This window comes from Streptomyces sp. NPDC059080, assembly GCF_042739975.1.
Classification (GTDB): Bacteria; Actinomycetota; Actinomycetes; order Streptomycetales; family Streptomycetaceae; genus Streptomyces; species Streptomyces benahoarensis.
The window spans coordinates 209,431-222,797 of the sequence record NZ_JBHYGX010000005.1 but is presented as its reverse complement, the minus strand read 5'-3'; the positions used below and the strand labels follow the sequence as shown (position 1 = coordinate 222,797).

The window sequence follows — 13,367 nt, the reverse complement described above, 5'->3', positions numbered from 1 at the left end:
GGCAGTGGGCCCGGCCACCGCAGAACAAGAAGGATGGGGTTGTGTTCGTCGCCTGGAGGGATCTGAGATTTGCGAGGGGCCGGTTCGCCCTGATGGGCACGGTCATCGTGCTCATCACGGTGCTGGTCGGTCTGTTGTCGGGGCTGACGGCGGGCCTGGGCCGGGAAAACACCTCGGCGATCACCGGGCTCCCCGCCGACCACCTGGTGTTCTCGAAGCCCGCCGACGGGGGCACGGTGTCGTTCACCGAATCGCGGCTGTCCCGGAAGACCGTGGCCGGCTGGTCCGCGGTGCCGGGCGTGGCGCACGCCGAGCCGCTGGGCATCGCCACCACGAAGGCCGAGGCGGGGCGGCGGACCGCCGCCGTCTCGGTGTTCGGCGTCGGCGCCGGCTCGACGCTCGCGCCCGAGGGGGCGCCGGTGTCCCAAGGCGCCGTGCTGTCGCAGAAGGCCGCCGACAAGCTGGGCCTCGCCCGCGGCGACCGGCTCACCCTCGGGGGCCACACGGTGACGGTCGCCGCCGTGTCGGGCGCCGCGATGTACAGCCACACCCCGGTGGTCTGGACGACGCTGGACGAGTGGCGGGCGCTGCCCGGCGGCGGGGACGGGGCCACGGTGGTGGCGCTGACCGCGTCCGGGGCCGATCTGGCCGCCGCCGACGCGCGGCTCGGCACCACGACGGTGACGTCGGCCGGGGCGCTGGAGGGCATCGGCTCGTACACCGCGGAGAACGGCTCGCTCCAGCTGATGCGCGGGTTCCTGTTCGTCATCTCGGCACTGGTCATCGGCGCATTCTTCACCGTCTGGACGATTCAGCGCAGCGGCGACGTGGCGGTGCTCAAGGCGCTCGGGGCGTCCACCGGGCTGCTGCTGAAGGACGCGCTCGGCCAGGCGGTCGTGCTGCTGGTCCTCGGCACCGGCCTGGGCGCCGCGCTCGTCGCCGGGCTGGGCGTGGTCATCGGCGGGGCGGTGCCGTTCGTCCTCACGCCGTCGACCGTGCTGCTCCCCGCACTGATCATGATCGCGCTGGGAGCCGCCGGCGCCGCCCTCGCCATCCGCCGCATCACGTCCGTGGACCCGCTGACCGCCCTGGGAAGTGCCCGATGAGCCTCGAACTGACCGATGTCACACTGACCTACCCGGACGGCGACGCCGTGCTGACCGCCCTGGACCGCGTCTCGCTGACCGTTCCGGCAGGGTCCCTGACCGCGGTGATCGGGCCGTCGGGCTCGGGCAAGTCCAGTCTGCTGGCGGTGGCCGCGACGCTGATCACGCCGGACAGCGGACGGGTCGTGCTCGCCGGGCGGGACACCACCGGGCTGGGCCGCGCCGCGCTGACGACGCTGCGCCGCACCACCGTCGGCACCGTCTTCCAGCAGCCGAACCTGCTGCCGTCGCTGACCGCCGCCGAACAGCTCCAGGTGATGGCCCACCTCGACGGCAGTCCGCCCCGCGCCGCGTGGCAGCGGGCGCGGGAGCTGCTGGCCGCCGTCGGGCTGGAGGGCGAGGAGGGCAAGCGGCCGCATCAGCTCTCCGGCGGTCAGCGGCAGCGCGTCAACATCGCGCGGGCGCTGATGAACGACCCGGCCGTCCTGCTGGTGGACGAGCCGACCAGCGCCCTCGACCACGCGCGCGGCGCGGCGGTGCTGGATCTGCTGACCACGCTCACCCACCGGCGCGGGACGGCGACGGTGCTGGTCACGCACGACCGGTCGCATCTGACGGCGGTCGACGCGGTCGTCGAGGTGGCGGACGGGCGGCTCACTCCTGCGCCTGGGGCGGATCTTCCGGGGCGTGCGAGAACAGTTTGAGGACCGGCACGCCGACCTTGTGGCGGGCGCGGGAGGCCCAGTCGCGGTGGAAGAACTCCTCCACGAAGTGGGGGGTGGTCAGCACGATCACCTCGTCCGCGCCCGTCTCGTCGACGATCTCGCGCAGCCGGTCCAGCGGGTGCCGCTCGGCGACCTGCCCGGTCGCCTCGGCGCCGGTGGCGCGCAGCGCGGCGAGGGTGTGCGTCAGCGCGCGTTCGGCCGGTGCGTCCGCCGCGTCGCCCCCCGGCTCCTCGCCCTCGCGGACGGCGTCGTCGAACTCGCCCAGGGCGACGTCGTCGATGGCCCGCAGCAGCAGGTCCTGCGCGCCGCGCGGCTGCATGAGGACGACGAAGGAGACCGGGTCGTCGCCGTGCAGCGTCGTGACGAAATCGACGTCGGCGGGCGTCAGAGGCTTCTCGATCATCAATACGCTCGTGAACACGACGGACGCCCTTCTTCTCTTCTTCCGGGGCACGGCCTGCCGCAGCACCCACAGAAACCATCCTGCCCCCGCCGTCACACGGGGTCTATTGGCTCCAAGTGTGCCCAAAGGGGGCTAAGCGGAACGGATAATTCCGCTCATTGTCAGCTTCGACGGTATCGGGTGAACAGGAACCCGGCCTCCTCCAGGACGGACGCCAGGGCGAACCGCTCCGGGACGGCGACCGCCGGGCCGCCCATGATCCGCGGCGCGTCGCCCACCGCGACGACCGGCGCCAGCGACAGACACATCTCGTCCAGCACCCCGGCGGCGGCGAACTGCCCCAGCAGCGACGGCCCGCCCTCGGTCAGCAACCGCCGGTGCCCCCGCGCGGCCAGCACCGCCGGGACCCGCACGGGATCGACGCCCTGCCCCTCACCCGCGAACAGCACCTCCACCCCGGCCGCCCGCGCCGCGGCCACCCGCTGGGCCGGGGCCCCGGCGCCGGTGACGACGAGCGTGGGCACCAGCGGCTCGGTGAACAGCGGCAGCGTGAAGTCCAGGCCCAGTCCGGCGGTCACCACGGCGACGGCGGGGGCGGGGCCCTGCCCGGCGGCGGCCCGGCGTCCGGCGAACGCCGCCCGGGCGCGGGCCGGCCGGTACCCCTCCTGGCGAACCGTTTCCGCGCCGACCACGACCGCATCGGCGAGTGCCCGCAGCACCCCGAAGATCCGCATGTCGGCAGTGCTGGAGAGCGGCTGCGAACGGCCCTCGTGGTGCGCCGCACCGTCCAGCGACGCCACCATGTTGGCGCGCAGCCAGCCCGGCCGTCCGGCGCGCAGCGGATCGTTCTCGTCCGGGTACGCATAGGCGTCCGCCAGCTCGTCGAGCGTCCACTCGCGGTCGGTGGACGCGTCCGGGCCGGGAGGCGTGGCGGCCGGATCCGAAAGAGCGGCGGCGGGGGCGGGAAGGGGGTACAGACGTCGCATGGGCGGCAGTGTGACATGGCTCGCCCGGCGGCCCGGGACCCGCCACGGAGCGACTAGGCTGGAGCGCTGTGTCGTCTTCCCAGCCCTCGTCCTCACCGTCCGCGCCGATAGCCGAACCGCCGGACGGCGCCGACGCCGCGCCCGCCGCGCTGACCTCCCGCGCCCCGCACGTCCCCGCCGACCGGCTGGTCGCCGAGATGGTGCCGCCGCCGCGCTTCCAGGGCGCCCGTTTCGACACCTACCTCCCCGACCCGAAGCAGCCCAGCCAGACCGAGGCCGTGACGGTGCTCAGCGCCTTCGCCGCGGGCATCGGCGGCGCCTCTGCCGTCGGTGGCAGGCGCCGCTGGTTCGCGAAGAAGCCCGCCGCGCCCAAGGGCCCGCGCGGCGTCTACCTGGACGGCGGCTACGGCGTCGGCAAGACCCATCTACTGGCCTCCCTGTGGCACGCCACCGACGCGCCGCCCGAGCGCAAGGCGTTCGGCACCTTCGTCGAGCTGACCAACCTGGTCGGCGCGCTCGGCTTCCAGGAGACCGTCCGCACCCTCGGCGGTCACCGCCTGCTGTGCATCGACGAGTTCGAGCTGGACGACCCCGGCGACACGGTGCTGGTCTCCAGTCTGCTGTCCCGGCTGGTGGAGTCCGGCGTGGCGCTGGCCGCGACCTCCAACACGCTGCCCGGCAAGCTCGGCGAGGGCCGGTTCGCGGCGGCCGACTTCCTCCGCGAGATCCAGGGCCTGAGCGCCCACTTCCGGCCGCTGCGCATCGACGGCGAGGACTACCGCCACCGCGGTCTGCCCGAGGCACCCGCCCCGTACGACGACGCGACCGTCACCCGGACTGCGTACCGCACGCCGGGCACCTCGCTCGACGACTTCCCCTCCCTTCTGGCGCATCTGTCGAAGGTGCACCCCAGCCGCTACGGCGCGATGTGCGACGGCATCCGGGCCGTCTGCCTCACCGATGTGCAGGCGGTGCCGGACCAGTCCACCGCGCTGCGCCTGGTGGTCCTCGCCGACCGGCTCTACGACCGCGAGGTGCCGGTGGTCACCTCCGGCAAGGCGTTCGACGAGCTGTTCAGCGAGGAGATGCTGCGCGGCGGCTACCGCAAGAAGTACTTCCGCGCGATCTCCCGCCTCACCGCCCTGGCCCGCGACGCGGGACCGCTGGTCACCGGCGCGTAGTACGCGCCACCGGCGGGGCCCCGCGCCGCGCCGGTGCGCCGTGACGGGTCGTCAGCCCCGCCGGGCGGCGAGGTGGCAGACGCCCGCCACCACGGCGGCGGATATCGGTATCGCGGCGGCGAGCGGCAGCCACGGCATCTCGGCCGTGCCGCTCATCGAGCCCGCCACCAGGCCCCGGACCACCGCACTGGCAGGTGAGAGGGCCGGGACGGCCAGCAGGACGCAGCCGAGCAGCCCGGCGCAGACCGGCAGCGCGGTGCCGCGCAGCACCGGCCGGTTGCACACCGCCCCGACCGCGGTACCCAGCAGCAGGCAGACCACGGCGGCCGCCAGCCCGCAGGCCGTCGCCGGCAGCAGCGCCACGGTGACCTGGTGGTCGTTGGAGCGGGGGTCGGAGAAGAGCGCGACGAACGCCGTCCCCGCGAGCGCGGGCGGCAGCGCGGCGAGGGCGGCCGTCAGGACCGCCGCGAGATGCGCCCGGACCGGGCCCGCCGCGGCGGCGGCGCAACTGCGGGCGGCGGGCGGCTCGTTGGTCACACAGACCCGGGTCAGCCAGACCGTCAGCGGCAGCAGGGCCGCCGCGGCGAACGCGAAGGCGTCGAGGACCGGGCTGCCCGTCCCGATGCCGACGACGAGGAACCCGGCGTACAGGAGTACCGGCGGCAGCCAGCGGTGGGAGCCGAGCAGCAGGGCCGCCTGGTAGCGGAGCAGGGCGATCACCGGTGGTCTCCTTCCGCGAGTGCCGGGTCGGTGACGGCCGGGGAGGCGGGGCCTGCCGTGGCGGGGCCGGTGAGGGCCGGGGAGGCGGGGCCCGCCGTGGCGGGGCCGGTGACGGCCGGGGAGGCGGGGCCTGCCGTGGCGGGGCCGGTGACGGCCGGGGAGGCGGGGCCCGCCGGAGCGGAGTGGTCCGCCGTCGCCGGACCGGCGCCGCGGGCCATCGACCCGTCGTCCGGCTCCCCCTACCGGGTACGGCGTCGACGCCGGACGGCCCGTCCGGCGGCCGCTGCGCCACCGGGGCGGTCACCGTATGGATGTGCCAGGGCGGACGGGCCGTCAGCAGCGCCCGCAGCAGCGCATCGGAGTACGCGACGGGGACCGTCAGCCGGGCCGTGCCGTCCGGCTCCCGCTCGGTCACGGGCCGCCCCGGCAGCCCCTCGGGCAGCTCCGCGCCGTCCCCGGGCTGCGCGGCGCGGACCGTCGCCCGGGGCCCGGCCGTCTGGGTGCGGGCCGCCGGGTCCGGGGGCGGCGCGGGGCGCAGGCGTCCGTCGATGACGCGGTGGCAGGCGTCGGCCGCACCGGCCAGCCGCCGGGGATCGTGGTCGACGAAGAGGACCGTGCCGCCGTCGGCGACCCGCTCCGCGACCGCATGGTCCAACTCGGCGCGGGCCGCCGCGTCCAGGCCCGTCCACGCCTCGTCCAGGACGAGCAACCCCGGTGCGGCGAGCAGCGCCTGGGCGACCGCCACCTTCTGGCTGGTGCCCTTCGACAGCTCGGAGAGCGGCGTACCGGCATGCCCGGCGGCGCCGAACCGCTCCAGCCACACCCCGGCCGCCCGGTCCGCCGCCGGACCGCGCAGCCCGTGCACGCGCCCCAGGTGGGTGAGGTACCCGAGGGCCGTGAACGGCAGTGCAGGGGGGAACCGTTCGGGGACGTACGCGGTGCGGGGGCGGCCGCGGATCCGGCCGGCGGTGGGCCGGTCGATCCCCGCGCACAGCCGCAGCAGGGTGGACTTCCCGCTGCCGTTGGCCCCCTCGATCCGTACCAGCGTGCGCTCCGGCAGTTCGAGGTCCACCCCGCGCACCACCCAGGGCCCGCGCAGTCCGTACCTCCGGCCGACGCCGTCCAGTCGCATGTCTCCCCCTCGCCGTTCCGTCCCGCTCCCTCGCTCCGTCACCGTGCCAACGGCGACGGCCGCGCGACCGTTCCCCGGACCTCGCCGCCCTAGGGAGGGGTCCGTGAAGTCACGTCGTTCGGCGCACGAACGCCCTCGGAGCGGCTGGCACACTGGGCGGATGACCAGCACCGAAGCCCCTGGCTCCGCCGCCCCGACCGCGGTCGGGGCGCACCTGAGGAGCGTGGCGGAGCGGGACGCCGCACCGCAGTTCGTCCTGCCGCTCGTCGTCCGCATCGAGCGGGCCGACCCCCCGGCGCGCACCGACGCCCTGGAGACGGCCGCCCGTGCGGTACTGGTGCTGCTCTCCGACGCCCGCGCGCACGGCGACGGCGAGTGGGCCGCGGCCGTACGGGACTGGCAGGACGCCCGAATCCGGAAGGTGGTGCGGCGGGCGCGCGGCGCCGAGTGGCGGCGAGCCGAGGCACTGCCGGGCCTCACGGTGACCGGGGACCGCGCCGAGGTGCGGGTCCATCCCCCGGTGCCGCTCGACGGCTGGCCCAAGGACCTGGCCCGCCTCCAGGTCTCGGGCACCGAACTGGACGACCCGGAGCCGCCGTCCGCGCCGCCCGCCGGGAATCCGGTGCTCTGGCTCAACCCGGGCCTGACGATGTCGGCGGGCAAGGCCATGGCGCAGGCCGGGCACGGCGCGCAGCTGGCCTGGTGGGAGCTGTCCGCACCGGAGCGCGCGGCCTGGCGGGACGCCGGTTTCCCGCTGTCCGTACGGACCGCACCGACGGACGCCTGGGACGGCCTGACCCGGAGCGGGCTGCCGGTGGTGCACGACGCGGGCTTCACCGAGATCGCCCCCGGGCCGACGGTGGTGGCGGAGGGCGGCGAACGGTTCTGCCCGCTGCCCGGGCCGCGCCGCCCGTAGGCGAGGGCTTCCGGGCGCCGCCACCTGGGGCCCGGCCCTCCGCCCGGGCCCCGTTCTCTGGGCGGCTACCCGCCCGATGCCGCCTTGGCCGCCGCGGTGACGCAGTCCTTGCAGGGCGGGAGGGACGCCATCTCCTCCCGGGTCGCGGGGCGGATCGGGTTCAGGATGCGGCCCGCGCCGTCGGTGTAGTGGTGGTCGCACCCGGCAAGGTGCCGGCGGCGGGGCGGTTTGCCGGTCGGGGTGCCGTCGCGGGTGACCGGTTCGTAGATCACGTTGATGCCGGGCCAGTGACCATGGGCACCGTCGAACCACGCGAGGAAGCCCCGGACGCCGCCCAGCTGACGGATCCGGTCATGCACGGCGGTCTGGTCGTGCCCGGTGACGAAGTCCTTCCCCGCAGGGGTCCGTTCCCCGCATCCGCACAGGCACGGGGACCGCTCCTCCGGGGCGTCGAAGTAGCCCACCGGGTTGCGCTGCGGCGGCAGCGGCGATGGCTCGCCGACGTAGGCGTCGTGGACGGTGTGCCCCGGGGTGAGGACGTCGCCGTGGATCACCGACCGGCGCGCGCCCTCCCGTCCCTCGTCGCCGCCCGGGGCGGGCTCGACGCGGTCGATCGCGACGGCGAGGACTCCGACGCCGTCGCAGGTCATGAGGGCGAAGCGCTCCCGCTGCGCGCGCTCCCCCAGGTGCCAGGTGCCGTGGCAGGCGTCGTACAGGGCCGTCGGGCTCATGGTGGGGCCGTAGCCGACGCGGTCGCGTCCCAGCTCGTCCTCCCCGGGGGCCACCCATCGCTCCGGGCCGAGGCTGATCACGATCATGTGCCTGCTCCTCACCGCTGAATACTTCACTCCGGGGAGGTCAACTATCGGGGCCGGGAAGGGAAGATACATTGCCAGCCCCGACCACACAGGTATTTTTCCGGCCGTCGCTGGACCGCTCATCCGCTCATCCGCTCAAGGGGCAGGGACGCGCACACGGATCCCCGGGCCCCCTGAGGGTGGCCGGAACCCGGCCCGTACCTTGGTGGCGTGTTCACGTCTCTCCTCGGCTTCACCGCCGTCGCCGCACTGCTGACCATCTCGCCGGGGCCCGACTTCGCCGTCGTGCTGCGGACGGCGCTCGGCTCGGGGCGGCGGGCCGCGCTGTGCAGCGCCTTCGGCATCGCCGCGGGGTGCTTCGTCTGGGGGCTGGCCGGGGCGGTCGGGCTGACGGCGATGCTGTCCGCCTCCGAGGCGGCGTACGGCGTGCTGCGGGTGGCCGGTGCGCTGTACCTGATGTGGCTGGGCGTCCAGGCGCTGCGGGCCGCGCGGCGCGACCGCACCGCCCCGGGGGCGGCGGTTCCGGCCACCGTCGAGGACGCGGACGGTGCGGGCGTGGACGGGCTCTCGCCTCTGCGGGCGTTCCGCACGGGGCTGCTGACGAACGTCCTCAACCCCAAGGTCGGCGTGGTCTACCTGTCGCTGCTGCCGCAGTTCATCCCGCACGGCGCGCCGGTGGTGGCCACCACCCTGCTGCTGGTGGCGGTGCACGCCGCGCTGGGCGTCCTGTGGCTGGGCACCCTTGCCTGCGCCGTCCACCGGGCGCGCGCCTTCTTCCACCGCCCTCGGGTACGGCGGCGGCTGGATCAGGCCACCGGCGGGGTGCTGCTGGCCCTGGGGGCGGCCACCGGGTTCGAGGCGGCCCGCTGACGACCGGCGGCATGCGCGGCCGGACCCGGCGGTGGGCGTCTCCGCACGCAGAAGCTCAAATCCAGCTCTGAAACCGGCGCGCGCAGGGTTCGGCGGGCGGTGCCGGGGCGAGGTACCGGTGCGTACGCAGTGCAAGGGGGAGCGGATGGAACGCCTGGGAACGGGCATCGGCTGGCGGCCGGAAATCGCCACGGAGATCGCCGGGTTCGGCGGCCTGGACTGGGTCGAGGTGGTGGCCGAAAACCTCTGTCCCGACCATCTGCCGCCAGCGCTCCAGGAGTTGCGCGCACGGGGCCTGACGGTGGTGCCGCACGGGGTGTCGCTGGGCCTCGGCGGCGCCGACCGGCCCGATGAGGGGCGGCTGTCGGCGCTCGCGGAGCACGCGGTGGCGCTGGACGCGCCGCTGGTCACCGAGCACATCGCGTTCGTCCGCGCCGGGGGCCCGGCGACCGGTTCGCCCCGGCTGGAGGCGGGGCATCTGCTGCCGGTGCCGCGCACCCGTGACGCGCTCGACGTGCTGTGCGCGAACGTACGGATCGCGCAGGACGCGCTGCCGGTCCCGCTGGCGCTGGAGAACATCGCGGCGCTCGTCGCCTGGCCCGGCGAGGAGATGACCGAGGGGCAGTTCCTGACCGAACTGGTCGAACGGACCGGCGTGCGGCTGCTCATCGACGTCGCCAATCTGCACACCAACCACGTCAACAGGGGCGAGGACCCCGCCACCGTCCTGGACGCGCTGCCGCTGGAGGCGCTCGCCTATGTGCACGTCGCGGGCGGCGTGGAGCGCGACGGCGTCTGGCACGACAGCCACGCCCATCCGGTGACCCGTCCGGTGCTGGACGTCCTCGGGGCGCTGTGCGCGCGGACGGTGCCGCCCGGGGTGCTGCTGGAGCGTGACGAGGACTTCCCCGAGCCCGGCGAGCTGGCCGCGGAACTGACCGCGATCCGCACGCTCCTGGAGGGGGCCCGGCATGACGCGGCGGCCTGACGGAGGACCGGACCGGGGCCCGATACGGGCGGCGTCCGCCATGGGCGCCCAGACGCCCGCACAGGGCGCCCACGGGACGACGCGCGCCCCCCGGTCCGTCGCCGGTACCGACCGGCCCGTCGCCTCCCCCGGCACCACCCCACCCCGCGCGGACTCCGCCCACCCGGAAGCGGCCCCCGCCCCGGACGCCACCGACGCCGCCCGCAGGCGGCTGGCGCGCGCCCAGGAGGGTCTGCTGGCGGCGCTGGTCGCCGGGGCGCCGCCGCCGGAGGGCTTCGATCCCGTACGGCTGGAGGTGCAGCGCCGGGCGCTGGCCGCCAAGCGGGCCACGGTGATCGCGAGGGTCGCGCCCGAGCTGCCCGAGATCCTGGGGGACGGCTACCGCCCGGCGTTCCTCGCGTACGCGCGGGGCCGCCCGCTGACCGGTGGCCACCGGCGCGACGCCCTGGACTTCGCCGCCCATCTGCTGGCGCGGGGGCTGCCGGACGACCCCGGGGCCCGGGCCCGGCTGGCCCGGTGGTGGCAGGACCGGGCGGGCCCCCGGCCGCCCGGCACCGGCCCGCTGGCCCGGCTCTCCCGCTCCCCCCTGTTCTCCCGACTTCTGCGGGCCGTCCGGTCCGCCGCGTACCGGAGGTGACCACCGTGTCCTTCATTTCCTGGGTGTACCTGCTGATGGTCCTGTCATCGGTGGGCCTCATCGTGGCCACCGTCCGCGGACACCGGCCGGAGAACAAGATCCGGCTGGTGGACGCGCCCACCCGCGACGTGTGGGAGATCGCGTTCCTGGGCGGCGGGCCCGCGCGCCTGGTGGACGCCGCCGTCGCCGCGCTGCACGAGGACGGCCGGGTGGCCGTCGGCGAGCCCGGTGTGGTGACCGTGCTCCGCGACGCCCCGCGCGACGCCGTCGAGGCGGCCGTGCTGAACGCCGCCGCGGCCACGCCCGGCGGCGCGCTGGCCGACGTGCGGCGCCGCGCGATGGCCGACCCCGCGGTCCAGGAGGTCGGCGACCGGCTCGCGCGGCGCGGGCTGATGCGGCACCCCGCACGCGGGCGCGTCAGCAGGGCGTGGGCGAACCTCCAGATGGCAGGTGCCGTGGTGCTGATCCTCGGCTCCGTGCTGCTCACCGCGGCCGGTCACCTGGACGCGGACCCGGTCGAGGTGCCCACCGTCGTGGTGATCGCGCCCGCGGTGATCATGGCGCTGGTCATCGGCGGGATCTGCAGGCAGAGCGGACGGGGAAGGCTGACGGAAGCCGGGCGGCTCGCGCTCCGGGGCGCCCAGGCCACCCACCATCCGTCCGCGCTCGCGAAAACAGCGGTTCCGGCGGCGCTCCTGGTGGCGATCGGCAGCGCCGCGCTGCTCTCGGACGACATGCTGCGGGAGCAACTGGCCCAGGCACAGACCGCGATGGCCGCGACCGCGGGCGGCTCGTCGTCCGACGGCGGGAACACCTGGGTCGACGGCTCCGCGCAGGCCGCCTGGTGCGGCGGGTCCGGCGGCGGATCGAGCTGCGGGGGCTCGCACCACGGCGGGGGCTCCTCCTGCGGTGGGCACCACGGGGGTTCCTCCTGCGGCGGGTCCTCGTGCGGGGGCGGTTCCTCGTGCAGCAGCGGGTCCTCCTGCGGCGGCTCCTCGTGCGGCGGCTGAGCGGACCCAGGGGGCGGGCGGCGGCCGTACGGGCCCGGTTCCGGCCGGGGCTCCGGGGCCGCCCGCCCGTTCCCGCATGCTGAGATATCCCATGGCGACCGGACGGGTCGTGCTGCTGGCCGCCGCGGCGGTCTGGCAGGCCCCGCCGGAGCGCGCCGCCGGGCCGCTGCTCGGCTGGTTCGCGCTGCCGCTGGTCCTGACGGCCGGTACGTGGGCGATGGCGCGCGCCGAGTACCGCCCGGCCGCACGCTGGGCGACGGAGGCGGGCGCGGGCCGGTTGCGCCGCGCCGCCACGTCCGGCCCGCCCGCGGCACCCGGGGAGGCGCTGACCGCGCTGGCACTGCACGGCCCGCGGGCGCTCGACGATCCGGCGCTGCGCTCGGCCCTCCACTCTTCCGGGGTATAGCGGGCAACACCGCGGCCCGGTGCTTTACTTCACCGACCACCGCCCCAACCATCCCTTTTGTATGCACGTATGCGGCACGCGCGGGCGCATACGTGCCGGGCACGGCGAAGGGACGGTTCGTGAGAGCACTCGCGTTGTACGGAACCATCGGGTCGCTCCTCCTGAGCGCCCTCACCACCACCCCCGCGGACGGCGCCACCCACACGCCCGCGCCCCTCGCGCGCCCCCTCGCCTTCGGGCGCTGCGCCCCCGTCGAGCACCTGCCGTCGGACGTCGAGTGCGCCGCGTTGACCGTCCCGCTCGACTACGCGCGCCCCCAGGGCAAGCAGATCAAGCTGACGGTCAGCCGGATCCGGGCGACCGCCCCCAAGGAGCGGCAGGGCGCCCTGATCTTCAACCCGGGCGGGCCGGGCGGCTCCAGCATGGACTTCCCGCTCTACGGCACGCTGCCCAAGTGGCGCCGGACCGCCCGCGCCTACGACTTCGTCGGCTACGCGCCGCGCGGCGTCGGCCGGTCGGCGCCGCTGTCCTGCCAGGACCCGAAGGCGTTCGCCAAGGCTCCGACGGACAGTCAGGTGCACCCCACCGCCGCCTTCAAACGCGAGAAGACCGCGCAGGCCGCGGCGTACGCGCGCGGCTGCGCCCGGAGGGCCGGTGCCGATCTGCCGTTCTACAACTCCGTCAACAACGCCCGCGACCTCGACATGCTGCGGGCCGCGCTCGGCGAGCGGAAGCTGACGTTCATGGGCGCGTCCTACGGGACCTACTTCGGCGCCCTGTACGCCACGCTCTACCCCGGGCACGTCCGCCGGATGATCTTCGACAGCGTCGTCGACCCGGACCCGCGGCAGATCTGGTACCGCAACAACCTCACCCAGAACATCGCGTTCCAGGGCCGTTGGCGCGACTGGCTGCGCTGGGTCGCCCGCCACCACGACGCCTACCGCCTGGGCACCACGGAGCGGGCCGTGCAGCAGGCGTACGACACCGCGCTCGCCCGGCTGCGGCACCGTCCGGCGGGCGGCACGGTGGGACCGGCGCAGCTCCAGTCGGCGTTCCTGAGCACCGGCTACAACGACGTCTACTGGCCGCGCCGGGCGGCGGCCCTGTCGGCGTATCTGCGCGGCGACGAGAAGCCGCTGCGGGACCAGGCGGCGCCCGATCCCGAGGACGCGGCCGCCGAGGAGAACAGCAACGCGGTCTACACCGCCGTCGGGTGCAACGACGCGGCCTGGCCGCGCGACCTGCACACCTGGTACCGCGACAACGCCGAGGTGGCGCGGGTCGCGCCGTTCGAGACCTGGGACAACGTCTGGATGAACCTGCCGTGCGCCTTCTGGCCGGACGCCGCGCAGTCGGCGCGCGCCGGGCTGACCGCCGCGACCGGCCGGGCCGCGGACCGGGCCCCCGGGACGGACGAGGTCGGCGAGGCCGCCCCGTACGCGCGCCCCCCCCCCGCCGCCCCCCCC

General features: G+C 75.6%; 13 protein-coding genes and 2 pseudogenes. 9 read left to right on the top strand and 6 right to left on the bottom strand.

All coding sequences use genetic code 11. The features are described 5' to 3' along the window. Window positions 1–41: 41 nt before the first annotated feature. A complete protein-coding gene (locus ACFWWQ_RS06010) occupies window positions 42–1,106 on the top strand; it encodes an ABC transporter permease (protein ID WP_384590795.1) in 1,065 nt (354 codons plus the stop codon). Further along, window positions 1,103–1,810, top strand: a complete 708-nt coding sequence (locus ACFWWQ_RS06005) for an ABC transporter ATP-binding protein (RefSeq protein WP_384590792.1) — start codon at window positions 1,103–1,105, stop codon at window positions 1,808–1,810. The genes ACFWWQ_RS06010 and ACFWWQ_RS06005 overlap by 4 nt, the downstream gene beginning before the upstream one ends. Here the strand turns inward: ACFWWQ_RS06005 and ACFWWQ_RS06000 are convergent. Together ACFWWQ_RS06000 and ACFWWQ_RS05995 are read right to left on the bottom strand one after the other, a co-directional pair. Beyond that, window positions 1,761–2,234, bottom strand: coding sequence for an indole-3-glycerol phosphate synthase (locus ACFWWQ_RS06000; RefSeq protein ID WP_384590789.1), 474 nt, complete (start codon window positions 2,232–2,234; stop codon window positions 1,761–1,763). The genes ACFWWQ_RS06005 and ACFWWQ_RS06000 overlap by 50 nt on opposite strands. A gap of 161 nt (window positions 2,235–2,395) precedes the next feature. Then, a complete protein-coding gene (locus ACFWWQ_RS05995; RefSeq protein WP_384590786.1) occupies window positions 2,396–3,220 on the bottom strand; it encodes a pyrimidine reductase family protein in 825 nt (274 codons plus the stop codon). Between the two features lie 68 nt (window positions 3,221–3,288). Here ACFWWQ_RS05995 and zapE point away from each other — a divergent pair, with 68 nt between their 5' ends. After that, the gene (zapE, locus tag ACFWWQ_RS05990) at window positions 3,289–4,401 is read left to right on the top strand and encodes a cell division protein ZapE (RefSeq protein WP_384590783.1); all 1,113 of its coding nucleotides are present in this window, start codon (window positions 3,289–3,291) and stop codon (window positions 4,399–4,401) included. Window positions 4,402–4,452: 51 nt separating this feature from the next. On the opposite strand, the gene ACFWWQ_RS05985 is transcribed toward zapE, so the two are convergent. The 3 genes and pseudogenes from ACFWWQ_RS05985 to ACFWWQ_RS05975 all read right to left on the bottom strand — a co-directional run. Next, window positions 4,453–5,121 carry an ABC transporter gene (locus ACFWWQ_RS05985; RefSeq protein WP_384590780.1) on the bottom strand — a complete coding sequence of 223 codons (669 nt, stop codon included), beginning with the start codon at window positions 5,119–5,121 and terminating at the stop codon, window positions 4,453–4,455. Then, a complete protein-coding gene (locus ACFWWQ_RS05980; protein WP_384590777.1) occupies window positions 5,118–5,339 on the bottom strand; it encodes a hypothetical protein in 222 nt (73 codons plus the stop codon). The genes ACFWWQ_RS05985 and ACFWWQ_RS05980 overlap by 4 nt, the downstream gene beginning before the upstream one ends. Before the next feature lie 44 nt (window positions 5,340–5,383). Next, a pseudogene (locus ACFWWQ_RS05975) lies at window positions 5,384–6,253 on the bottom strand (ATP-binding cassette domain-containing protein); the annotation flags it as partial. Window positions 6,254–6,413: 160 nt separating this feature from the next. On the opposite strand from ACFWWQ_RS05975, the gene ACFWWQ_RS05970 reads away from it, so the two are divergent. Next, window positions 6,414–7,169 carry a peptidyl-tRNA hydrolase gene (locus ACFWWQ_RS05970; protein ID WP_384590774.1) on the top strand — a complete coding sequence of 252 codons (756 nt, stop codon included), beginning with the start codon at window positions 6,414–6,416 and terminating at the stop codon, window positions 7,167–7,169. Between the two features lie 65 nt (window positions 7,170–7,234). Here the strand turns inward: ACFWWQ_RS05970 and ACFWWQ_RS05965 are convergent, their stop codons facing one another. After that, window positions 7,235–7,987 (bottom strand): hypothetical protein, encoded by a 753-nt coding sequence (locus tag ACFWWQ_RS05965; protein ID WP_384590772.1) that lies wholly within the window; start codon window positions 7,985–7,987, stop codon window positions 7,235–7,237. A 210-nt stretch (window positions 7,988–8,197) separates the two neighbouring features. Here ACFWWQ_RS05965 and ACFWWQ_RS05960 point away from each other — a divergent pair, with 210 nt between their 5' ends. The 5 genes and pseudogenes from ACFWWQ_RS05960 to ACFWWQ_RS05940 form a co-directional block, all read left to right on the top strand. Next, window positions 8,198–8,857 (top strand): LysE family translocator, encoded by a 660-nt coding sequence (locus ACFWWQ_RS05960; protein WP_384590769.1) that lies wholly within the window; start codon window positions 8,198–8,200, stop codon window positions 8,855–8,857. Between the two features lie 145 nt (window positions 8,858–9,002). After that, window positions 9,003–10,482: pseudogene (locus ACFWWQ_RS05955) on the top strand (DUF692 domain-containing protein). 5 nt (window positions 10,483–10,487) lie between these two features. Beyond that, on the top strand, window positions 10,488–11,492 hold the full coding sequence (locus ACFWWQ_RS05950) for a TIGR04222 domain-containing membrane protein (RefSeq protein WP_384590766.1): 1,005 nt from the start codon (window positions 10,488–10,490) through the stop codon (window positions 11,490–11,492). Between the two features lie 76 nt (window positions 11,493–11,568). Next, on the top strand, window positions 11,569–11,898 hold the full coding sequence (locus ACFWWQ_RS05945) for a hypothetical protein (RefSeq protein WP_384590763.1): 330 nt from the start codon (window positions 11,569–11,571) through the stop codon (window positions 11,896–11,898). A 119-nt stretch (window positions 11,899–12,017) separates the two neighbouring features. After that, the coding region (locus tag ACFWWQ_RS05940) for an alpha/beta fold hydrolase (protein WP_384590760.1) at window positions 12,018–13,367 on the top strand (1,350 nt) is incomplete at its 3' end.